This is a genomic window from Pantoea sp. Ft-CA_14 (assembly GCF_024520875.1).
GTDB classification, from domain to species: Bacteria; Pseudomonadota; Gammaproteobacteria; order Enterobacterales; family Enterobacteriaceae; genus Pantoea; species Pantoea agglomerans.
In genome coordinates this window covers 510,213-533,946 of sequence record NZ_JALNPM010000002.1, presented here as the reverse complement: position 1 = coordinate 533,946, position 23,734 = coordinate 510,213, and the positions used below count along the sequence as shown (strand labels likewise).

The 23,734-nt window shown below is 57.2% G+C and carries 13 protein-coding genes; 11 read left to right on the top strand and 2 right to left on the bottom strand.

Annotation, left to right across the window (positions count from 1 at the left end):
- Positions 1 to 13 precede the first annotated feature (13 nt).
- Positions 14 to 805 (top strand): metal-dependent hydrolase, encoded by a 792-nt coding sequence (locus tag NR195_RS05755; RefSeq protein ID WP_256844271.1) that lies wholly within the window; start codon positions 14 to 16, stop codon positions 803 to 805.
- 289 nt (positions 806 to 1,094) lie between these two features.
- Positions 1,095 to 2,531 carry a PTS glucose transporter subunit IIBC gene (gene ptsG, locus NR195_RS05750; protein ID WP_010669858.1) on the top strand — a complete coding sequence of 479 codons (1,437 nt, stop codon included), beginning with the start codon at positions 1,095 to 1,097 and terminating at the stop codon, positions 2,529 to 2,531.
- A gap of 54 nt (positions 2,532 to 2,585) precedes the next feature.
- Here ptsG and NR195_RS05745 read toward each other — a convergent pair whose 3' ends face one another.
- Positions 2,586 to 3,725, bottom strand: coding sequence for a glycoside hydrolase family 105 protein (locus tag NR195_RS05745; RefSeq protein WP_033766941.1), 1,140 nt, complete (start codon positions 3,723 to 3,725; stop codon positions 2,586 to 2,588).
- A 3-nt stretch (positions 3,726 to 3,728) separates the two neighbouring features.
- Entirely contained in the window at positions 3,729 to 5,327 is a 1,599-nt protein-coding gene (locus NR195_RS05740) for an MFS transporter (protein WP_256844270.1), read from the bottom strand.
- Between the two features lie 358 nt (positions 5,328 to 5,685).
- On the opposite strand from NR195_RS05740, the gene hinT reads away from it, so the two are divergent.
- The 9 genes from hinT to NR195_RS05695 all read left to right on the top strand — a co-directional run bounded on the left by hinT (position 5,686) and on the right by NR195_RS05695 (position 23,728).
- Entirely contained in the window at positions 5,686 to 6,036 is a 351-nt protein-coding gene (gene hinT, locus NR195_RS05735; protein ID WP_009090851.1) for a purine nucleoside phosphoramidase, read from the top strand.
- Between the two features lie 20 nt (positions 6,037 to 6,056).
- Positions 6,057 to 6,425: a YcfL family protein gene (locus NR195_RS05730; RefSeq protein ID WP_010246307.1), complete on the top strand. Its 369-nt coding sequence runs from the start codon at positions 6,057 to 6,059 to the stop codon at positions 6,423 to 6,425.
- A gap of 11 nt (positions 6,426 to 6,436) precedes the next feature.
- Positions 6,437 to 7,030 (top strand): penicillin-binding protein activator LpoB, encoded by a 594-nt coding sequence (lpoB, locus tag NR195_RS05725; RefSeq protein WP_022625861.1) that lies wholly within the window; start codon positions 6,437 to 6,439, stop codon positions 7,028 to 7,030.
- Positions 7,031 to 7,046: 16 nt separating this feature from the next.
- Positions 7,047 to 7,829, top strand: coding sequence for a thiamine kinase (gene thiK / locus NR195_RS05720; RefSeq protein ID WP_256844281.1), 783 nt, complete (start codon positions 7,047 to 7,049; stop codon positions 7,827 to 7,829).
- Positions 7,830 to 7,868: 39 nt separating this feature from the next.
- A complete protein-coding gene (nagZ, locus tag NR195_RS05715; protein WP_022625859.1) occupies positions 7,869 to 8,909 on the top strand; it encodes a beta-N-acetylhexosaminidase in 1,041 nt (346 codons plus the stop codon).
- 40 nt (positions 8,910 to 8,949) lie between these two features.
- Positions 8,950 to 9,492 (top strand): alpha/beta hydrolase YcfP, encoded by a 543-nt coding sequence (ycfP, locus tag NR195_RS05710; RefSeq protein WP_010246299.1) that lies wholly within the window; start codon positions 8,950 to 8,952, stop codon positions 9,490 to 9,492.
- Positions 9,493 to 9,704: 212 nt separating this feature from the next.
- Positions 9,705 to 11,009 (top strand): NAD(P)/FAD-dependent oxidoreductase, encoded by a 1,305-nt coding sequence (locus NR195_RS05705; protein ID WP_031592482.1) that lies wholly within the window; start codon positions 9,705 to 9,707, stop codon positions 11,007 to 11,009.
- Between the two features lie 590 nt (positions 11,010 to 11,599).
- Entirely contained in the window at positions 11,600 to 13,318 is a 1,719-nt protein-coding gene (locus tag NR195_RS05700; RefSeq protein WP_256844269.1) for a ShlB/FhaC/HecB family hemolysin secretion/activation protein, read from the top strand.
- Positions 13,319 to 13,357: 39 nt separating this feature from the next.
- Positions 13,358 to 23,728 carry a hemagglutinin repeat-containing protein gene (locus NR195_RS05695; RefSeq protein ID WP_256844268.1) on the top strand — a complete coding sequence of 3,457 codons (10,371 nt, stop codon included), beginning with the start codon at positions 13,358 to 13,360 and terminating at the stop codon, positions 23,726 to 23,728.
- The last annotated feature ends 6 nt before the right edge of the window (positions 23,729 to 23,734 follow it).

The window sequence follows — 23,734 nt, the reverse complement described above, 5'->3', positions numbered from 1 at the left end:
TCTGAGAGTAATTATGTTTATTGTGGATTCCCATTGCCATCTTGATGGCCTGGACTATGAAAAGAACCATCGTGACCTGGATGATGTGATCGCCAAAGCGGCGGCGCGTGATGTGAAATTTATGCTGGCAATCGCCACCACGCTGCCGGGTTTTCATACCCTTAAAAGTCTGGTCGGCGAACGGAAAAATATAGTGCTCTCCTGCGGTGTGCATCCGCTGAATCAGGAAGAGGCCTATGATGTTGAGGAGTTTCGTCGGCTCTCTGCCGATCCTCAGGTGGTGGCTCTGGGGGAAACCGGGCTGGATTATCACTATCAGCCAGAAACAAAAGATCAGCAGCAGCGCTCGTTCCGGGAACATATCCGTACCGGTATTGCGCTGAACAAACCGATCATTGTTCACACCCGTGATGCCCGCGAAGATACACTGGCGATTCTGCGTGAAGAGCAGGTTGAACGTTGCGGCGGCGTGCTGCACTGCTTCACTGAGGATCAGCCCACCGCAGCAAAACTGCTGGATATGGGCTTCTACATCTCTTTTTCCGGCATCGTCACATTCCGCAATGCCGAGCAGTTACGTGAAGCCGCACGCTATGTGCCGCTGGATCGGATGCTGGTGGAAACGGATTCGCCTTATCTGGCCCCGGTGCCTTTCCGTGGTAAAGAGAATCAGCCCGCTTATACGCGCGATGTTGCCGAATATCTGGCTGTACTAAAAGGGGTGGATTTAGAAACGCTGGCAGCCACCACCACCCAAAACTTCTCAACGCTGTTTCATATCCCGATGAGCCAGCTGGGCGCCTGATCAGCTATTATTTCAGCCTCTGTAATTAATCTGTAACCTGCGTATATGACCCTGTTTTTTCAGACAGGGTCAGCTTTTTATCGCCGATTACTGGTGCGAATCAGTAAGAAATTTCGTAAAGTGCGCCCTTGTGATTGTCGAAACGTGATACCCGTCAAAGTAACAAATCGGGAATTATTTTACCCTTCGTAATAAATCAAAAGGCGGTCACCGCCAGCCCGGCAAAGAATCCTCCCTCTTTGCCACGCGCACTGCGCAAATATGCACTCTTACTCAGGAGCTTCACGCTATGTTCAAAAATGCTTTTGCCAACCTTCAAAAGGTCGGTAAATCGCTGATGCTGCCGGTATCGGTTCTGCCGATTGCCGGTATTTTGTTAGGGGTCGGTTCAGCCAATTTCAGCTGGTTACCTGCAGTGGTTTCGCATGTGATGGCAGAAGCGGGTGGATCGGTGTTCGCCAACATGCCGCTGATTTTCGCTATTGGTGTGGCGCTGGGCTTTACCAATAATGACGGCGTTTCGGCGCTGGCAGCGGTTGTTGCCTATGGCATCATGGTGAAAACCATGGCGGTGGTTGCCCCGCTGGTGCTGCATCTGCCTGCGGCAGAGATCGAGGCTAAACACCTCGCCGACACCGGGGTACTGGGCGGTATTATCGCCGGCTCTATTGCCGCGTACATGTTTAATCGCTTCTACCGCATCAAGCTGCCAGAATATCTGGGCTTCTTTGCCGGTAAGCGTTTTGTGCCGATTATTTCCGGTCTGGCAGCTATCATTCTCGGCGTACTGCTCTCCTTTATCTGGCCACCGATAGGTTCCGCGATTCAGGAGTTCTCACAGTGGGCTGCCTATCAAAACCCGGTTGTCGCCTTTGGTATTTATGGCGTAATTGAACGTGCGTTGGTGCCCTTTGGTCTGCATCACATCTGGAACGTTCCTTTCCAGATGCAGATCGGTGAATACACCAATGCGGCAGGTCAGGTGTTCCACGGTGATATCCCGCGCTATATGGCGGGTGACCCGACCGCAGGTAAACTCTCTGGCGGCTTCCTGTTCAAAATGTACGGTCTGCCAGCGGCAGCGATTGCTATCTGGCATTCAGCGAAGCCTGAAAATCGCGCCAAAGTGGGCGGTATCATGATCTCCGCCGCGCTGACCGCATTCCTGACCGGTATCACTGAACCGATTGAATTCTCATTCATGTTCGTGGCACCGATCCTGTATGTGATCCATGCGCTGCTGGCGGGTCTGGCATTCCCAATCTGTATCCTGCTTGGGATGCGTGATGGCACCAGCTTCTCTCACGGTCTGATCGACTTTATCGTGCTGAGCGGCAACAGCAGTAAAATCTGGCTGTTCCCGATTGTTGGTATCATCTATGGTCTGGTTTACTACACCATATTCCGTGTACTGATCGCGAAGCTGGATCTGAAAACACCTGGCCGTGAAGAGAGCAGCAGCAGCGAGCAATCTACCGCGACCGGTACCGAGATGGCGGGCAAACTGGTGGCGGCGTTTGGTGGTAAAGAGAACATCACCAACCTGGATGCCTGTATCACCCGTTTACGTGTCAGCGTCGCCGATGTGGCGAAAGTGGATCAGACTGAACTGAAAAACCTCGGCGCCCGTGGCGTGGTGGTTGCCGGTTCCGGTGTGCAGGCGATTTTCGGGACTAAATCCGATAACCTGAAAACCGATATGGATGATTACATCCGCAGCATGTAATGATTTACAGCGATGAAAAAGCCCCGCTAAGCGGGGCTTTTTTTTGGCCGGGATTCAGAGGTAAACGCGCAGATACTCTGTCAGGCAGAGCAGGGCCATCGCCTGGCCGTAGGGCATCGAGGTCAGAGGAACCGTGCGGTAGTAATCCAGATCCTTGCCCATTGCGGTTCCAAAGGAGACCTGTTTTAACTCGCCCTCGTCATCAATATTGGCAATCACGCCGCGCAACGCTTTTTCTGCCACCTCGAGATATTCCGCGGGCAGATAACGCTTGCGAACCCCTTTCAGAATGCCATAGGCAAACCCGGCGGTGGCGGAGGCTTCCGGGTAGCTGTGCGGATCATCAAGCAGGGTGTGCCACAATCCGCTGCTGTGCTGACACTCCCTGAGCGCTTTAACCTGGGTCTCCAGCACCTGCTGCAGAAAACGGCGGGTAGCGTGATGCTCAGGCCAGTTCATCATCTCCAGGAAGTCGGGAATAACAATCGTCACCCAGCTGTTACCGCGCGCCCAGCGTGCATCAGCAAAGTTATGGCGGCCGTCAAAGTTCCAGCCGTGGAACCATAAGCCGGTTTTGCGATCCATCAAATACTGCGTGTGCAGCAGGAACTGATAACTCGCTTCTTCAATCCACTCATCGCGCTTCAGCAACTGGCCAATTTTAGCCAGCGCCATCACGCTCATCATCAGCGTATCGTCCCAGAGCTGCTGCGGGTTTTCGTTGTTATAGACAATGTGCTGCAGGCCGCCCTGTTCGGTACGCGGCATCTCATACATGACCCATTCTGCCCAGCGCTCCAGCACCGGCACCCAGGCCGGGTTCCCGGTCTCTTCGTAACGGTAGGCCAGCGTCAGAAAAGGACAAACGGTATTCACATTTTTGGTCGGCGTGCCTTCCGCCAGACGCTGCGTAAACCACTCATCAATAATGGCCAGCGTCTGCTGGTCACCGGTCTGCTGATAGTAGTGCAGCATGCCATACAGACCGATGCCGTGTGTCCATTCCCAACCCGCCCAGCCTTTGGTATCAATCACCCGGCCATCGTCCAGCCGTAATAAAAATTCGCCTGTCTCATCGGTGATGTTAACCAGATTCTGTGTCAGCTTTTGAATCAGCTGTACCAGTTCGCTGCGTGGCAACAGATGCTCGGGCTGGCACAATAATTTGCTGTGTTTAACGGGAAATACAGTCATGGTTTATTCCTGTCGTTTTAAGGTCGGGTTTAAAGAAGGGTTTAAAGTGGGATGTGCGGACAATTTTTCCGGCGCTGGCTTATTACGATTAAGGAAGCCAATGTTGTTGTTGCCCCAAAGATTTTCGTAAGGCATGCCAGCCAGCGTTTCTACAATTCCGCGTGCTTCCGGCGTGATGTTTTCCGGCACGATGCGGCCCGCGTCGCGCATCTTCAGCGTCTCCTGGCGCAGCACAGTGTGGGTCTGGAGATTAAGCTTAAAGCGCAGTGACACGATAAAGCCGCAGGCCAGTACGGCCACAGTGCCAATGCTGAGAATCGCCAGGATAGTGTGGCTGACGCCGGGTACCTGAGTTGCCTGGCCAGAGACAAAGCCGGAGAGCTGCAGCACGATACCGACCAGCATGACTGCCCCAGCCTGCGACGCTTTTCGCGTCAGGGTCATGATGCCGGCAAAAATTCCTTCACGGCGCTGTCCGGTGATCACCTCGTCCACATCGGCGATATAGGTATAGGTGTTCCATGGCACATAGTTGATGCCGCCACGTCCCAGACCTGCCAGGGCGGAGATCACCAACAGCAGTGACATGTTGTCGTTCATTCCGGCATACCACAATCCAGCGTAGGAGAGCGCCGCCAGGCCAAACAGCACAGCCACCAGACGGTAGGCGGGCGCGGGTCCCATGCGGATGCAGAGCGGAATCATCGCCATCACGGCAATAAACTGCAGCACCGCCATGGTGCCCATCAGGCTGGAGGCGACCTGAGCGCTCTGCATCAGCACAAATACCACATACCAGGTAAAGACGGCGTTAAACACATCCTGGGCGATATAGCCGCCGAGGTACATGCCAAGGTGCTGGCGGAAGATGCGGATGCGTAAGGTTGAAGCCAGCTCGACATAGAGCCGCTTGAGATTCTGCATCAGCGTCAGCTGCTGCTTTTCCTGTTCTGCACGGCGTGACTCGGCGGAAAAGTCGTCGGGGTGACGCTCCCAGGTAAAGCACCACACCAGCGTCAGCACCAGCGCGCAGATTACCGAGAACACCAGGCTGGCGTAGAAGAAGGAGAGAGGATTATCTTTGCCCAGCATACCCAGCAAAATACCGGGTAAAAAGGCAGCCAGAATGGCCGACAGCTGAGCCAGGCCGATGCGGGCACCGGAGAAGCGGGTTTTCTGTTTGAAATCGTCGGTCATTTCCGGCACCAGCGTTTCATACGGCACCAGGATCATGGTGTAGACGATATCAAACAGCAGATACGTGCAGAGATACCACCAGAAACTCATGTCGCTGAGCCACATCAGGCTATAACTGAATACAGAGGGTATGCCGAGCAGGATAAAGAATTTGCGGCGGCCAAAGCGTTTGCCCAGCCAGGTCGAACCGAAGTTATCGGTCAGAAAGCCCATCAGCGGACTGACTATCGCATCCAGCACGCGGGCAGCGGCAAAGATCAGCGTGGCCTGAATCGGGGTTAACCCACAAAAGGTGGTGTAAAAATAGAGCAACCAGGCGGCGGTCAGCGCCGTGGTGCCTGCTCCAAGAAAATCTCCGGAACCGTAGGCCAGATAGTGGCCAAGACCAATTTTACGTGAGCGCATGTCTGATGCTCCTTGATGTTTATGGCGGTTTATCCCTGGTGACGCCGGTCATCTCACCCGGACTGGTTAGCAAAGTAGAACTGACGGGTCGGCTAAACCTTCGCAATTTGGCAAGTGCTGGCGCTGAAGTGGCAGTCATACAAAGAAAAGGGTGGCGAAATTCTAATTTATAAAACAGCGTTTCATTTTATGGTGTGGCAGGGGCGTTGCCAGCATTCTGAACAGCGTGCGGGTCACGGAGAGAGGGGGCTGCTGCAAAGGCAGGCGAACAATGCAAGAAAAGTGGTCCTGAGGTTGAAAGAAAACAAATTTCTCCCGCATACTGATTGATTAAGACTCAGGCTAAAGGAATTGCACCATGGCAGAAGAAACCATTTTTAGTAAAATTATCCGCCGCGAAATCCCCGCTGATGTGGTTTATCAGGATGAGCTGGTCACTGCCTTCCGCGACATTTCGCCCAAAGCGCCAACCCATATTTTAATCGTGCCGAATGTGCTGATCCCAACGGTCAACGAGGCGGAAGCGGCGCATGAGCATGCGCTGGGACGTATGTTTACTACCGCGGCGAAAATCGCCCGTCAGGAAGGTATCGATCAAAATGGTTATCGTCTGATTGTGAACTGCAATCAACATGGTGGTCAGGAGGTTTATCACATTCATATGCATCTGCTGGGCGGTGAACCGCTGGGACCGATGCTCTCTAACTGACCTGATAACGGAAGCGTGCTATGCGATCCTGGCTGACTGGCCTGCCGATCCTGCTCTGCCTGACGGCCTGCAGCAGTGAAAAACCGATGATCAATACGTCACAGTCGCTGGTGATGGAGTCCTCTGTGCTGTCGGCAGGGATCATTACCGATGAACCGACGCTGGATGAGAACGATGGACTAAAGCGTGCCACCAGCGTGCTCTATAATCAGCGCGAAACACCGGTTGTTGTGCACTATCGTTACTACTGGTATGACGACAAAGGGCTGGAAATCACCCCGCAGGAACCGGCGCAGACCGTTACCGTTCCGGCGCAGGGCAGCATTATCGCCACTTCGCAACTGGGTAACCTGACGGCCAGCAAGGTTCGTCTTTATCTCTATCTTTAAGGATTTTCTACGTGATACGCAGTGTTAATCGTACCGGAGCGCTACTGATGGCGCTCATTCTGACCGGCTGTGTCGTGAAACAGCAGCAGCCTGCACCGGTTGAACCGACTCAGCCTGTGGAGCCGGTGCAGCCCGTTCCACAACCTGAACCGGTGCCGCAACCGCAGCCTGTGCCGCAGCCACCGAAACTGGTCACTATCAACTGGGATGCCAGCGTTCAGCCGCTGGTGGCGCAGATGTTACAGGCTGCCAGCGCCGAGCCGGGCAGCGTGTTGCTGGTGGATCGCGTTAAAAACAGCACCAACGGTGCGCTGCAAAGCGAGAAAGCGACGGCAGCTATCCAGAATGCGCTGAATAACAACGGCAAATTCACCCTGGTTTCTGCTGACCAACTGGCGCAGGCCAAGCAGACGCTGGGATTATCGCCGGATGACAGCCTGAACTCGCGCAGTAAAGCGATTGGCCTGGCGCGTAACGTTAACGCTCAGTATGTGCTCTACAGCAACGCGCGTGGCGATGTCAAAGCGCCGACGCTGCAAATGCAACTAATGCTGGTCCAGACCGGCGAGATCATCTGGTCCGGCAACGGCATTGCACAGAATTAATCCCGCTTTCCAGCGGATGATTCAGCAGGTCACCGGCGAACCAGAAAAGACATCCTTTATCCCGCTTGCCGGTCTGACCGGGCACAGCCAGAAGATTGTCAGCCCGCGCGGAACTTTTATCGCGCGGGCGGCACCGCAACCGGCTATTCCGTTTGTGGATCGGCAGCGCGAATTCCGTCTGTTACGCAAACTGCAAGCCAGCGGAGTGGCACCGCAGCCCGTGGCGGGCCATCGTCAGGGGATTATCCTGACCTGGTGCGCAGGCGAAGCGCTGGATGAACACCGTTTCAGCCAGCAGCGTCCACAGATCGTGGCACTGCTACAGCAGCTGCATCAGCAGCCGCTGACCGGCTATCGTCTGCAGTTGTTGCCGCTGTTATGGCGCTACTGGCAGCTCACTCCACAGCGGCATCACCGCTGGTTGCGGGCGCTCAGACGTCTGACGCAGCAGGGTGAACCTCACCCGCTGCGGCTGGCTCCGCTGCACATGGATCTGCATGCCGGAAATGTCATACAAGGTCCCGAAGGTCTGCGTCTGATCGACTGGGAGTATGCCGCCGATGGCGACGTGGCGCTGGAGCTGGCGGCTGTCTGTGCCAGCGATCCGCAGCACCAGGCCGACTGGCTGGCTGAGTATGCCGCGGCGATGCAGCTGCCGCTTACCGCGCTGGTGCATCAGGTCAGACGCTGGCAGCCCTGGCTGCAGTTGCTGATGGCCAGCTGGTATCAGCTCCGTGCCGGTCAGCGTGATGACGACACATTACAACAGCTGGCTCGACAGAGCTGGGAACAGATTTAATCGCGTTACGCAGGTGCGTTTCGCTACAGGATTCATGATATGAGATCAGATTTACCCGGCCCCCTGATGCTTGACGTCGAGGGTTATGAACTGGATGGCGAAGAGCGCGACATCCTGCAGCATCCGCTGGTGGGCGGTTTAATTTTATTTGCCCGAAATTATCATGATCCCGCACAGCTGGCTGAGCTGGTGCGGCAGATCCGTGCCGCCTCTCACACCCGGCTGGTAGTGGCGGTGGATCAGGAGGGCGGTCGCGTGCAGCGTTTCCGTGACGGCTTCACCCAACTGCCTGCCATGCAATCTTTTGCTGCGTTGCACGACCTGGATACCGCCGGTGAACTGGCGCAACAGGCGGGATGGCAAATGGCGGCCGAGATGATCGCCATGGATATCGATATCAGCTTTGCGCCGGTACTCGATATTGGTCATATCAGCGCCGCGATTGGTGACCGTTCTTTCCATGCCGATCCGGCCATCGCCCTTGACGTCGCCCGCCGCTTTATTGCGGGGATGCACGAGGCGGGCATGAAGACTACGGGTAAACATTTTCCGGGTCACGGTGCGGTGAGTGCGGATTCGCATAAGGAGACCCCACGCGATCCGCGAGACGAAAAGACGCTGCGTGAACATGACATGGCAATCTTCAGCAAGCTGATTACCGAACAGGCACTGGACGCCATCATGCCCGCACACGTCATCTACTCCGAAGTTGATCCGCTGCCCGCCAGTGGTTCGCCATACTGGCTTAAAACCGTGCTGCGTGAGCAACTGGGCTTTGACGGTATTATTTTCTCCGACGATCTGTCGATGGAGGGCGCAGCGGTGATGGGCAGCTATCCTGAGCGGGCGCAGCAGTCCCTTTCCGCGGGCTGTGACATGATTCTGGTCTGCAATCAGCGTCAGGGTGCCATCAGTGTACTGGATAACCTGATCCCGGTCGGGTCAGAGCGGGTTACACAGCTGTATCATCAGGGCAGGTTTACCCGCGATGAACTGCGGGGAACGCATCGCTGGAAAAATAATGCTCAGCAACTGAGTGCGCTTCAGGAACGCTGGCTGGCTCATAAGGCGTCGTGGTAAGCAGTGACTGCCCGGCGCTATCACTACCTTGAGGATTATCATGATCATCTATCTGCACGGTTTTGATTCCAACAGTCCGGGCAATCACGAAAAAGTGCTGCAACTGCAATTTATCGATCCTGATGTCAGGTTGATCAGTTACAGCACCCGCCATCCCAAACATGACATGCAGTTTCTGCTAAAAGAGACCGATAAGATGCTGACGCTTTCTGACGACGACCGGCCGCTGATTTGCGGCGTCGGACTGGGCGGCTTCTGGTCAGAGCGCATTGGATTTCTGTGCGGCATCCGGCAGGTGATTTTTAATCCCAACCTCTCGCCGCAGGCGAATATGGAAGGGAAGATCGACCGGCCGGAGGAGTATCAGGATATCGCAACGAAGTGCGTCAGCGATTTTCGCGAGCGTAATCGTGACCGCTGCCTGGCCATTCTCTCCCGTCACGATGAGGCGCTCGACAGCCAGCATATTGCTGACCAGCTGCATCCGTTTTATGAAATTGTCTGGGATGAGACGGAAGGGCATAAATTCAAAAATATATCCCCACATCTTAAGCGGATAAAAGCTTTTAAAACATTAGGTTAAGCAGCAAAGGCACCGCAAGGTGCCTGTTTTTATTACGTAATTATCTGAGTTTTATTTTCCCGCTTTGATGTATATCAATATTCTTATGTTCTCCTCTTCCCGCCATGCTATTCTCCCAACAGATTGCGATTTTAACTTCGCCAACCCTATGTTTCTTAAGGTTTAATTTAACCTTTGGTTAACTTTTGGTTCACAATTTGAGGGGGTCTTTGTTGACTACGTCTGTTAAGAAAATTGTTATTGTCGGAGGGGGAGCGGGCGGCCTGGAAATGGCCACACAGCTGGGCCATAAACTGGGTCGTAAAAAGAAGGCCGAGATTATCCTGGTTGATCGTAACCACAGTCATTTGTGGAAGCCGCTACTGCACGAAGTGGCGACCGGCTCAATGGACGAAGGCATTGATGCATTGAGCTATCTGGCTCATGCCCGCAATCACGGTTTTGAGTTCCAGCTGGGTTCGCTCACCGATATCGATCGCACCCGAAAAGTGATCCGCCTGGCCGAAGTGCTGAATACGCAGGGCGAAGTGCTGGTGCCACAGCGTGAAGTGGCCTACGACCAGCTGGTGATGGCGCTGGGCAGCACCTCGAATGATTTCGGTACGCCGGGCGTCAAAGATCACTGCATCTTCCTGGATAATCCGCATCAGGCGCGTCGTTTCCATAACGAAATGCTCAACCTGTTCCTGAAATTCTCCGCCAGCGAAGGCCGGGTCGAGAAAGTTAACATCGCCATCGTGGGCGGCGGGGCAACAGGCGTTGAGCTGTCAGCTGAATTGCACAACGCGGTGAAACAGCTGCACAGCTACGGCTTCAAAGGCCTGGGACGCGAAGCGCTGAACGTGACGCTGGTGGAAGCGGGTGAACGTATCCTGCCTGCACTGCCACCACGCATCTCTGCTGCGGCACATCAGGAGCTGACCAAGCTGGGCGTTCGCGTGCTGACGCAGACCATGGTCACCAGCGCCGAGCGTAATGGCCTGAATACCAAAGGCGGTGAATTTATCGAAGCCGATCTGATGGTCTGGGCGGCTGGGATTAAAGCACCCGACTTCCTGAAAGAGATTGGCGGACTGGAAACCAACCGCATCAATCAGCTGGTGGTCAAAGAGACGCTGCAAACCACGCTGGACGATGACATCTACGCGATTGGCGACTGCGCCTCCTGCGCCTTGCCGGGCGGCGGTTTTGTACCACCGCGCGCCCAGTCAGCGCATCAGATGGCCTCACGCGCCATGGACAACATTCTGGCGCAGCGTGACGGTAAACCGCTAAAAGCCTATGTCTATAAAGATCATGGCTCGCTGGTATCGCTCTCCCGCTTCAGTACGGTCGGCAGCCTGATGGGCAACCTGATGCGCGGCTCAATGATGGTGGAAGGGCGCATCGCGCGCTTTGTCTACATCTCGCTCTATCGTATGCACCAGATCGCGCTGCACGGCTACTTTAAAACCGGTCTGATGATGCTGGTCGGCAGTATTAACCGGGTTATTCGTCCCCGGCTGAAGCTGCACTAAGCAACAGCAATAACGCTGGCTAATTAATGTTAAGCCTCCTCCTTTATGAGGGGGCTTTTTTTATGTCCTGGAGAAGCCCCTGAAACAGACGCTGGCGCAGGAGAGTGCGATATCGACTAAAGCAAAATGCATTCATAATTTTGACTAAAGTAAAATTTTATGAGCATGGCAGGGTAGTATGTTGGTGATGCCTGAAATGCGTACCATTAATAACAAGAGAGTAACCGTAAGAATATTTGCTATAGCCAGAAAACTTTACAGGTAACGAGTTCGGCTACTTCAGTTCCGTCGTTAGCCCGGCTACTAATCTGGTCTCTGACGCGCTGAACGAATGGCTAATTCCTTGTTATTCATTGGCTAAAAATATCCGTCTCTGCGCCTTTAGCTAATCCCGGCGATTCGCCAGACTCAGCAGCCCCTGAACTACGGATAATTACTGGTACTTTTTTAAATGGCCTGTCTCACTAACTTTTGTAAGTTTAGTGTAAGTTTTTCTATAATTTTTCTTGTGGTTTTTGATTCCAGCGGCATAATGTGCGCAGGAAAGCAGTAATATACATTTTGTTACAACTTAACCACACGGATCGGTTATGCAGCCCCAAAAAAATGGAGTTTTAATAACGCTGGCACCTCTGCTTTGCGCTCTGCTGATTACCACCCTGCCAGTTTGCACTGTGCAGGCGGCACCGGGTGATGAGCAATTACAGCATCAGCAGGAGCAACAAAAAGCGCGTCAGCAACGGCTGATGCCACAGGTGCCTGATGTGCGTCTCTCAGAAACGGTTCCGGCACCTTCCCACCTGACGTTCCCGCAGGAAACACCCTGTTTTGTTATTCAGCAGGTCAGTCTGTCCGGGCAGGAGGCGCTGCCGCACTGGGTGCCTCTGCAGCGTCTGGCCAGTCAGGCCAATGGTCGTTGTCTCGGCGTAAAAGGCATCAGCCAGTTAATGAGCACGCTGCAAAACCGGCTGATCAATCATGGCTGGGTCACTACGCGCGTGCTGGCTCCGCAGCAGGATCTGCGTCAGGGCGTGCTGCAACTTCTGATAGTGCCTGGCAAAATCCGCAGTGTGGAATTGTCACCCTCATCATCCCGCTATGTCAGCCTGTGGCCGACATTACCCGCCCATGCAGGCAATCTGCTGGATTTACGGGATATTGAACAGGGGCTGGAAAACCTGCAGCGTCTGCCGACGGTAGAGGCGCATATGGCGCTCCGTCCCGGCCTCAATCCGGGTGAAAGTGACATCGTGATTGAACGCACGCAGCGCCGTTTCTGGCGACTCGGCGCATGGCTGGATGATTCCGGCACCGAAAGTACCGGGCGCTATCAGAGCGGGATGATGCTGGCGCTGGATAACCCGACCTCCCTCAGCGATCTCTTCTACCTGACCGCCAGTCGCGACCTGGGATTTGCTGGCAGAAAAAGCAGCAAAAGCCTGTCGGGACATTACTCGGTGCCTGTGGGCTACTGGCTGTTTGGACTTACCGCCAGCGACTACGACTACCATCAGACAGTCGCCGGTTACAGCCGTGATTTTCTTTACGCCGGAAAGAGCCGCTCGCTGGATGTGCAGGCCAGCCGGGTGATCTACCGCAATGCCGCCGCCAAAACCACCGTCAGCGCCGATGTGCTGGTTAAAGAGTCGCGCAACTTCATCAACGACACCGAAATCAGCAGCCAGCAGCGCCGTACCAGCGCATGGCGACTCGGCCTGTCACACCGGCACTATATCGGTCCGGCGACGCTGGACGCCGGTGTCAGCTATCAGCGTGGTACACGCTGGTTCGGTGCGCTGCCCGCCTGGGAGGAGTCATATCAGGACTCTACCTATGCCACCGCGCTCTCTAAAATCCTGACCTGGCAGGCGGGACTCACCACGCCATTCGCGCTGGGGAATCAGCGTTTAAGTTACAACATCCAATATCGTCGCCAGATGAGCAACACCCCGCTGACACCGCAGGATGAGTTCGCGATTGGCAACCGCTGGACCGTGCGTGGTTTTGATGGTGAACGTACCCTCAGTGCCAGTCGCGGCTGGACCGTTCAGAACACGCTGGCCTGGCAGACGCCGCTGCCCACTCAGGAGCTTTACCTGGGTGCCGACTATGGCGAGGTGGGCGGCAACAGCGCCTCCCAGGGTGGACCTCTGGGACGACATCTGGCGGGCGGTGTCATCGGATTGCGCGGCGCGATCACGCCCGCCAGCCTGAGCTACGACTTTTTTGCCGGGATTCCTCTGTCGAAACCGGACGGCTTCAAAACCGATCCTGTCACCTATGGCTTCAGCGTGAACTGGAACTACTAAACCTTTTATCGATATTGCTGACAATGGACTGTGCGCATTATGAATAAACTCTGCTATCGCCTTATCTTCAACCGGGTTCGCGGCATGCTAATGGTGGTGTCTGACATCACCCGTAGCGGCTATTCACGTGTTGCCCGAAGCCCGAAGCGCACCTCATATGCAGAGGCGAGGGTGCGGATCTCACCGCTCAGCTTTGCACTCTGGCTGGCAGCGGGCGTGGTCAGTCTGCCGGTGCAGGCCAACATTGTGGCAGACAGCAGCGCGCCGGGCAGCCAGCAGCCTACCGTCATGGCCACCGCAAATGGTCTGCCGCAAATCAACATTCAGACGCCCAATAGCCAGGGTGTTTCCCGCAATCAGTACAGCCAGCTCGACGTTGACGCGCGCGGCGCAATCCTGAACAACAGCCATCAGAACACGGCTACTCAACTGGGTGGCATGGTGGCAGCTAACCCCTGGCTGTCAAAGCAGGAAGCCACGGTCATCCTCAACGAAGTCAACAGCCGTAATCCCAGCCAGCTTAACGGGTTTATCGAAGTAGCCGGTAAACGGGCTGCGGTAGTCATTGCTAACCCGTCAGGCATTACCTGTAACGGCTGCGGATTTATCAACGCCAGCCGCAATACGCTGACCACCGGACAGGCGCTGATTGAAAACGGCCAGCTCAAAGGCTTCGATGTTAATGGCGGCCGAATCAATATCGAAGGTCAGGGCCTGAATGACAGTGATGCTGACTACACCCAGATCATTGCGCAGTCGGTAGCGGTGAACGCAAAAGTTCATGCCCGCGAACTCAATGTGGTCACAGGCAGGAACCAGGTTGCGACCGAAGGTAACGTCACTACGGTGAAAGCGGATAATGGGACGACACGGCCTGAATTTGCGCTCGACGTCGCGGCAATTGGCGGCATGTATGCCCATAAAATCACCCTGACCGGCACTGAAAAGGGCGTTGGCGTGCGTAATGCCGGTGAACTGGGTGCCAGTGCCGGTGAGCTGCACCTGACCGTGGATGGCAGACTGGAGAACAGCGGCACGCTGCAAAGTCAGGCTGCGCTGCAGATCGCCAGCACTGGCGACCAGGAGAACCGCGGCAACATCGTGTCACAGCAGGATGTCTCGCTGGCCTCCAGCGGCACGCTGCGCAACAGCGGGCTGGTGAGCGCAGGCCGTAACGCGACACTCTCCGCCAGCACCATTGAGAGCACCGCTGAAAGTACGCTGGCTGCAGGCGTTGGCGGCAATGAGACGCTGAGCCAGCCCGGTAATTTGCTGCTGACCAGCCAGGGCGAGCTTAAGGCGCGGGGTAAAAACCTGGCGCACGACCAGATTCAGGCGCGGGGCAGCCGGGTCGATCTTGCCGGGAGCCAGACCTCAGCCGATGCCATCGCGCTGACCTCTACGCAGGCGGATATCAGCACCCAGGGCGCCACGGTGGCGGGCCGTACACTCGGGATTCAGGCTGCGACGGCGCTTAACAATGATGACGGCAAACTGGCGGCGGGCAGCCTCGCTGTCGCGGCACAAAACGTCAGTAACAATCGCGGCCTGCTGCGCCAGCAAAACCGCGAAGCCCTGACGATCTCCACGGGGTCGTTGCTCAACAATCAGGGCACGCTGAGCAATGAAGGCGATACCCGGCTGCAGGCAGAGCATATTGAAAACCGCAGCGGGCTCATCGCAGGTAACGGTGACTTACTGCAGCTGGATACGCCATGGCTGGATAATCAGGGCGGCACCGTGCAGCTGGCGGGCAATAATGGCGCGCTGAACCTTAATGCGACCCGGCTGGAGGGCAATCAGGGCAATCTGCTGTCAGCGGGTGCGTTAACGCTCAGCGGCGACAGGCTCGATCTCTCACAGGCACACACCCAGGCAGAGGCGCTGACGCTGACGGCGGGCACGCTGGATCACCGTCAGGGTCTGCTGTCGCAGCGTGGCGCTGGCGAGATGGCGATCGCGGTTTCGGGTGACACAGACAACCGCGATGGGCGGATTGAGAGCGGCGGTAATCTGAATCTTGCCTCAGGTAGCCTGGATAACAGCGGTGGCACGCTGCTGGCTGCGGGCAGCGGCGATCTGCAACTGGATGTTCAGGAGTCCCTGACGAACGCGCAGGGTGCGCTGCAGGCCAGTCACAATCTGCAACTCACCAGCGCAAGCCTGAATAATCAGCAGGGCCTGATTGCTTCAACTGGCGGTGACGCTACGCTGATGACCCGTGAGGCTATTGATAACACCCAGGGTCGCATCGAAGCGGGTCAGCAGGTCACTTTGCGCAGCCAGGCGCTGGATAATCAGCGTGGAACCCTGCTTGGCCACGGCGTGACCATCGACACGCAGCAGGGTGAACTGAACAATACTGGCGGCAACCTGGTCGCCCGTACCGATCTCAGCATTTCCAGCGGGACAACGGACAATCACAGCGGTCTGATCCAGTCAGGCGGCGATTTGACACTTGATACCCACGGACAGGCGCTGATTAACCGTGACAGCGGTAAAGCAGGGATAATCAGCGGTGGCGCACTTGCCCTTAACAGTGGCGACCTGGATAACCAGAACGGCGTTATCGCCGCTGCCTCGGCGGCCAACATCACCAGCGGCCTGCTGACCAACATTGACGGCACACTAATGTCTGATGGGGCGCTGACGCTGAAGACCGGCGCGCTCGACAATCAGCGAGGCTTATTACAATCGGGTCAGGCGCTCTCACTGGATACTCACGGCGCGCAGCTGAACAACAGCGCCAGCGGCGATCGCGGGGGCATTGTGGCGCGCGGCAATCTGCAACTCTCAACCGGAAAGTTAGCCGGTGATCACGGCGTCATTCAGGGACAAAACCTGGTGATCGATACGCAGGGTCAGTCCGCTGATTTCAGGTCTGCTTTGCTCAGCGCCAGAGGCGAACTATTGCTGAGCAGTGGCGCGCTGGATAACAGCGGCGGGCGACTGCAGTCCGGCGGTGATATGCAGCTTAATACACACGGAGAGGCGCTGAATAATGCGGCATCAGGCGGCGTTATTGCGGGGGCTAATCTGCATATCAGCAGTGGTGATCTTGATAACAGCACGGGCTCGCTGGTCTCGGCGGGCACTATGCGGCTCACCAGCGGTGGACTGAACAACGTCGATGGGATTATTAATGCCGATCATGGATTAACGCTGGAAAGCAGCAGCGTGGATAACCAGCGCGGCCTGCTTCAGTCGGGTGAGGCGCTGTCCGTCAACACCCAGGGCGGCGAACTGAATAACCGCGACAGCGGCGAACGCGGTGGCATTGTTGCAGGCGGCGATCTGCTGCTCTCCAGCGGCCAGATTGATGGCCGTAGCGGGGTGATGCTGGGACAGAATATTCGCATCGATACTCATCAGCAGACCTTCGACCACCAACAGGGTCAACTGGGTGCTAAAGGCACCCTGCAACTGGATAGCGGACTCCTCAACAACCGGGCAGGCAGGATTGAGTCGGGTGGCGATCTGCAACTGGACACCCACGGCAACAGCCTGATCAATCGTGAGAGCGGAGCCGCAGGCGGCCTGTTCAGTGCGGGCATGCTGAAGCTCTACAGCGGCGCATTGGATAATCTGCGCGGCTTCATCACCGGTCATAGCGGCGCGCAGGTTGTGACGGGCGATATCAACAACCAGTCCGGCACGCTGACGGGCGGCAAAGGGCGGCTCGATCTCACCAGCGGGGAGCTGCAAAACCAGGGTGGCCTGTTACAGGCTGGCAGCGACATGACGCTGGACACCCAGGGGCACGCCCTGATCAATCGCGACAGTGGTGACCAGCGCGGTATCGTTGCCCTCAACAGTCTGGATCTGCACAGCGGGGCAATTGATAACCAGGCGGGTTTCATTGCTGCCGGACAGCAGGCATCACTCAGCGCCAGTGAACTGAACAACAGCCAGGGGCAGGTCGCAGGCAATGGCGGGCTGACTTTCAACGGTCAGGCGCTGAACAACAGTGACGGTAAACTGCAGTCGGCGGGGGATATCACCCTCACCACGGCAGGTCAGACATTGACTAACCAGCGCGGACTTATTGCCGGTGCCGGTAACCTCAATATTGAAAGTGGCGCGCTGGATAACCAGCAGGGACAGATCCAGGGTGGCACCGATCTGACGCTCAATGCGGGACAAAATGCGCTGCTTAATCAGGCGGGCAAACTCCTTTCGGCAGGTACGCTATCGCTGACGGCGGGTCAGTTGAACAACAATGACGGGGTGGTGCAAAGCGTCGGCAACGGCACCCTGTCGCTGAGCCAGCAGCTGGATAACCGTAGCGGGATGATTCAGGGCGGCCAGCAGATGACGATCACCACGCCATCGCTGATCAACCGCGATACACGACAGAGCGGTAAAGGCATTGAAGCGGGCAGTTTAACCATCGAAACCGGCACGCTGGACAACAGTCAGGGTGCTCTGCGCGCAAAACAGAGGCTGGCGCTTACCGTACAACAGGCACTGGATAACGTCAGCGGGCTGATCTCGTCAGCGGATACGCTGATTATTCAGGACGCAGCCCAGGGGCAGGCGCTCGCCATCAACAATCAGCAGGGCACGCTGATTGCTGATAAAGAGGCGCAGATCAACGCAGCTTCCCTGAGTGGCGACGGACAGGTGTTGTCGCAGGGGAATCTTGGCATCACGCTGGCAGGTGATTTCCATAACCTCTCAGAGGTCAAAGCCAACGGCACGCTGCGCCTGACGGCAGGCGGAAACGTGACCAACGACGGCACCCTTGCTGCTCAGCAGGCGCTATTCCTTACCGCGCAAAATATCAGTAATCAGGCAAATGGCGAGATCAGCGGCGGGCAGACCGAAATTACGGCAGCCGACACCCTGAACAATCGCGGTCTGATTGACGGCGGACTGACACACCTGGTGGCGGGCGTCCTGAATAACAGCGGCACCGGCCGTATCTATGGCGATCACATTGCCATTGCGGCTACGCTGCTCAACAACCTCAGCGAAGCGGGCAAAGCGGCGGTGATTGCGGCGCGGCAGCGACTGGATATTGCGGCTGGCACGCTGAACAACCGCGACCATGCGCTGATCTACAGTGATGGCGATCTGCACATTGGCGGCCAGCTGGATACGAATAATCAGGCCACCGGACAGGGGCAGCAGCTCAACAATGACGGGGCAACAATTGAGGCCGGGCAGGATGCCGCGATCAGCATGGCGGAAATCAACAATACCAACCGCCACCTGACCACGCAGGTCGTTACGACCGAAGATAGCCAGCATCACGACGCGGTGCTAAAAGGCCACACCGATCGTTTTGACTGGGCCGACGTGGATACCAGCAAAAAAAACAAATATGGCGTGCACACGGCAAAAATGCCGGATGGCACCAGCGGCAGCGAGTTTTATGAGTATGACTACCGGCGGATAGTGAAGGAAACCCAGATCAAAGAGAGCGATCCGGGCAAGATTCTGTCGGGCGGTAACATGACCTTTAGCGCCGGCCGTCTTAACAACCACGACAGCCAGATTGTCGCGGGGGCTGTGCTGGGCGGTCAGATAGGCGAGCTGAATAATCAGGCGACAAAAGGAACGCGCGTTACCACAGACGACGGGAAATCGGTTCGCTGGTACGCGAAGAAGAAGAAAAAGAAACTGGGTGGTACCAAAACGTCGCAGGGCAAAGATAAGAAAAACTACCGCCCGGCACCCGTGACGGAAACCATCGATCTGCAGACGCTGAGCTGGCAGGCGAATGCTGCGCCGCAGGGAAATGGCTATCAGACCGGCAACCGCCAGCAGCAGGGCGTCACCGCGCAGGCTGACCGCATCGGCACACCTGCTCTCCAGCAGACGGTTGCGGCCGTGGCGCTGAGTACCACGGATAGCGGCAGTGCGTTACTGCCAGCCGGATTACGCTATGACAGTGCGCTGACGCTGGACAAGCTCGGCAGCCTCAAAGACCGGCCGCTACTGTTACCTGCCGGGCAACAATTCTCGCTGACACTGCCAGCAATGGTCGTCGACGGACAGACGATTACGCCGGTGATCCTCGCCGTCTCACCTGACATTCGGCTGCCGGATAACAGCCTTTACCAGCTGCAACCTGGCAGTGACAGCCATTACCTGGTCGAGACCGATCCGCGCTTTGTAAATCAGAAGCAGTGGCTCAGCAGCGACTATATGCAGAACGCTCTGACCACCGAAAGCAGCCGGATCCTGAAGCGGCTGGGCGATGGTTATTACGAGCAGCGACTGGTGCGCGATCAGATTATTCAGCTGACCGGCAACCGCTATATCAGCGGGTATGGCAGTGATGAAGATCAGTATCGCGGACTGATGAATAATGGGGTAGCCTTCGGCAAAGCCTACGACCTGGAACTCGGTGTGGCGCTGACCCCGGCGCAGATGGCGCTGCTCACCAGCGATATCGTCTGGCTGGTGAATCAGACCGTGACGCTGCCGGATGGCACACAGCAGACCGTGCTGGTACCGCAGGTTTATGCGAAAGTGAAGCAGGGTGACTTAACCGGCGACGGCGCGTTGATCGGGGGCGGTAGCGTGGTGCTGAATGCCCGCAACGACATCACTAATAGCGGGACCATTAAGGGCCGCGACGTGACGCAGCTGACGGCGCAGTCGCTGACCAACAGCGGCTACATCAGCGGCAACACGATCAATCTCACCGCCCGTCAGGATATCACTAACCTGGGCGGCGTCATCAGCGGTGATAAGCAGGTGTCGCTGCTGGCCGGACGGGATATTACCAGCCAGTCAACGCTGCGCGGTGACGGTACCGACCGCTGGATAGATCGTCCGGCCGGTATCTACGTGCAGGGCACCGACGGTGCGCTGACGCTGAGCGCGCTGAACAACATCACCCTGGCCGCCAGCGATATCGGCAACGCCGGAGAGAAGAGCACCACGAAGATTCAGGCGGGCAATGACCTGACGCTCGGCACCCTCAGCACGCAGCACACTGAAAATGACAGCTGGAACAGCAGCAACTACCGTCGCCTGTCACAGCAGAGCGATGCCGGGTCACGCATCACTACCGGCGGCGCGCTGCAGCTGAGTGCCGGACAGGATATCCGCGCTACGGCAGCGGACGTCACGGCGGGCGGGGCACTGACCGCCAGTGCCGGACGCGACATCGTGCTCAGCGCGGGCAACAGCCGTACCGATCTCACCGAACACAGCAGGCAGTCAAGCAAAGGGCTGCTGTCGGGCAGCAGTCTGGAGACCCACGACGAACTGCACAGCAGCGAGGCGCTCAGTACCACGCTGAGCGGCGACAGCGTCCGGCTTCAGGCGGGCCGCGACATTGCAGTAAAAGGCAGCAACGTCGCCGGTACGCAGGATGTTGCCCTGGCCGCCGGCCGCGATCTCAGCATCACGACCGCCACAGAAACGCGTGATGAAGTGCATCAGCGCGAGGAGAAAAAATCTGGCCTGATGGGCACTGGCGGCATCGGTTTTACCGTGGGCCAGGCGATGCAGAAGAGCAGCACCGACGCCAGCGGCACACTCAGCCGCGGCAGCACGGTGGGCAGCAGCGACGGAAGCGTCATCCTCAGTGCCGGTAACCAGCTTAACGTGCACGGCAGCGACGTGATCGCCGGTAAAGATCTCTCCCTGAGCGGCAGCGACGTGACCCTCAGTGCGGCCGAAAACAGCCACACCGCACTGACGAAAACCGAGCAGAAGCAGAGCGGGCTGACGCTGGCGCTGTCCGGCACGGTGGGCGCGGCGCTGAACACGGCAGTGCAGACCGCCCGCACGGCCGATGAGAGCGGCGATGACCGGCTGAAGGCGCTGCAGGGCACCAAAGCGGCGCTGACGGCGGCCCAGGCCGCGCAGGCTTACCAGATGGACGGCGCGCAGACCGACGCGGCGAACGCCAGAAACACCGCCGCAGGCCTGAAGCCGGGCGACAAAGGTTATGAAGAAGGCTCCACCAACTCGATCGGCATCAGTCTTTCTTACGGCAGCCAGACGTCGAAAAGCGAGACCCGCACCGAAAGCCGTGAAGCGCAGGGCAGCACGCTGGGCGCGGGCGGTAACCTGGCCATCACCGCCACCGGCGCACAGCCGGGCAGCGCGGGCGACATCCTCGTGCAGGGCAGCCAGCTTCAGGCGGGCGGCGACCTCGGGCTGACGGCGAAAAACGACATCAGCCTGCTTTCAGCGCAGAACAGCGAGCGCACCGACAGCACTAACAGCAGCAAGGGCGGCAGCCTGGGTATCGGCCTGACCGCCGGGTCGGGCGGCTACGGCATCAGCGTTTCAGCCAGCGTCAACGCGGGCAAAGGCCGGGAGAACGGCAACGGGCTGACCCATACCGAGACTACACTCACGGCGGGCAACGGGCTGAGCCTGAACGCCGGGCGCGACACCACGCTGACCGGCGCACAGGTGCGCGGGGACAGCGTGAAGGTGGATACCGGCCGCAACCTGACGCTGACCTCAGAACAGGACAGCGACCGCTACGACAGTAAGCAGCAGAACGCCAGCGCGGGCGGCAGCTTCACCTTCGGCTCGATGACCGGCTCCGCGAGCGTCAACCTCAGCCAGGATAAGATGCACAGCAACTGGCAGAGCGTGGCCGAGCAGACCGGCATCTTTGCCGGAAAGGGCGGCTTTGACGTGACGGCGGGTGAGCACACCCAACTGAACGGCGCGGTCATCAGTTCCACCGCCACCGCCGATAAGAACCGTCTTGACACCGGCACGCTGGGCTTCAGCAACATAGAGAACCACGCGGACTATAAAACCGAGCATCAGAGCGTGGGCATGAGCACCGGCGGCAGCATCGGCAGCCAGTTCGAAGGCAACATGGCGAACGGCCTGCTGGCGGGGCTGAACGGCAGCGGCAGCGCCTCGTCGGTGACGAAGGCGGCGGTGAGCGACGGCACCCTCATTATCCGGGATAAGGCGAAGCAGACGCAGGACGTGGCGGACCTGAGCCGCGACGCGGCGGGTGCGAATCCGGGGCTGGATAAAATCTTCGATAAGGAGAAAGAGCAGCGGCGGATGGAGACGGCGCAGCTGCTGGCGGAAATCGGCAGTCAGGCGGGCGACATCGCGCGGACGCAGGGCGAGATTGCGGCGACCAGAGCGGCCACGGAAAAGATGGAGAACATCTCGCCGGACCAGAAGAGGGACGCCGAAGCGCAGTGGCGCAAAGCGAATCCGGGTCAGGAGCCGACCGCGGCCGACATCACCGGACAGGTCTATCAGACGCTGTACAACCGGGAGATGCTGGCCGGCGGAATGGGAACCGGCGGCCCGGTGCAGCAGGGCATCAGCGCGGCGACGGCGGCGATACAGGGGCTGGCGGGCGGCAACATTGCCCAGGCGGTGAGCGGGGCGGCCGCACCTTATCTGGCGGAGCAGATACATACGCTGACGACCACGAAAGGCCCGGACGGCAAAGAGGTGGTGAACGTTCAGGCGAACCTGATTGCACACGCGGTAGTGGGCGCGGTGACGTCATACGCGTCGGGTAATCCTGCACTTGCGGGTGCTTCTGGCGCGGCGATGGGCGAGTACATCGCGCAGCAGATGTATCCGGGGGTTAAGCGCGAAGACCTCAGTGAGGAGCAGCGGCAGACCATCAGCGCGCTGGGGACGCTGGCGGCGGGCCTTGCGGGCGGCGTGGCCGGAGACAGCACGGGCGGTGCGGTGGCGGGCGCGCAGGCGGGTAAAAATGCATTGGAAAATAATAATCTTCTCTTGCCAAGGCCTGTGCTGGTACCCGTTCCGGGATTACCATTGAGTCCGGGTGACAAGGTAGTTCAGGATGCGAATAACAAAATTGCATCGGAGCTGGATAAGACTCTGAAAGGGTCAGGAACTGAGGCGGATACGCCGCCGATCACTGATGGTCGTGCAATCGTTGAAGCGCGTGATGAGGCTGCAAAATCCCGCGATCCGAATGTGGCGCATAATCAGCAGTATCAGGATGGCAGTAGTAACAAAACGGAAACTGTGCCGGTGAATGATGATCTGACCGGCGGAAAACTGGTTAATCCTTTTCATGATGAAAATAAAGGAACGTCACTGGTTACGCCGGATCGGTCTGGTGAGCAGGCACCAGGCAATACCGGGAATACTGATGGTATGCCGGATACAGGAGGCAATACAACGGTTACGCCGACTCCTGAGTATAATAAAGATGATTTAGCTTATTCGTCAGAAAAACAATTAGGCCGTGGTTCAACTGGTAGAACGGAACCTAATTCTTTGCAAGAAAAACTGGCTATTGAACAAGCACAGTCGAATCCAGAATCTGGACGTCAACTACCAATACCAATGACAGATAAACGATGGCCTAGAGAAGATGGTTGGGTCAAAATGGCTCAAAATATTAATGGTGTTGAAGTTCACTATGTTCGTAATACCAAAACTGGCCAAGTAGACGATTTTAAATTTAAGTAGGGTGTG

Coding starts and splice junctions, on each gene's coding strand:
- NR195_RS05745 (WP_033766941.1), bottom strand. CDS start 3,725: ATGACTGTATTTCCCGTTAAACACAGCAAATTATTGTGCCAGCCCGAG.
- NR195_RS05755 (WP_256844271.1), top strand. CDS start 14: ATGTTTATTGTGGATTCCCATTGCCATCTTGATGGCCTGGACTATGAA.
- NR195_RS05695 (WP_256844268.1), top strand. CDS start 13,358: ATGAATAAACTCTGCTATCGCCTTATCTTCAACCGGGTTCGCGGCATG.
- NR195_RS05730 (WP_010246307.1), top strand. CDS start 6,057: ATGCGATCCTGGCTGACTGGCCTGCCGATCCTGCTCTGCCTGACGGCC.
- nagZ (WP_022625859.1), top strand. CDS start 7,869: ATGAGATCAGATTTACCCGGCCCCCTGATGCTTGACGTCGAGGGTTAT.
- NR195_RS05740 (WP_256844270.1), bottom strand. CDS start 5,327: ATGCGCTCACGTAAAATTGGTCTTGGCCACTATCTGGCCTACGGTTCC.
- thiK (WP_256844281.1), top strand. CDS start 7,047: ATGATTCAGCAGGTCACCGGCGAACCAGAAAAGACATCCTTTATCCCG.
- ycfP (WP_010246299.1), top strand. CDS start 8,950: ATGATCATCTATCTGCACGGTTTTGATTCCAACAGTCCGGGCAATCAC.
- hinT (WP_009090851.1), top strand. CDS start 5,686: ATGGCAGAAGAAACCATTTTTAGTAAAATTATCCGCCGCGAAATCCCC.
- NR195_RS05700 (WP_256844269.1), top strand. CDS start 11,600: ATGCAGCCCCAAAAAAATGGAGTTTTAATAACGCTGGCACCTCTGCTT.
- ptsG (WP_010669858.1), top strand. CDS start 1,095: ATGTTCAAAAATGCTTTTGCCAACCTTCAAAAGGTCGGTAAATCGCTG.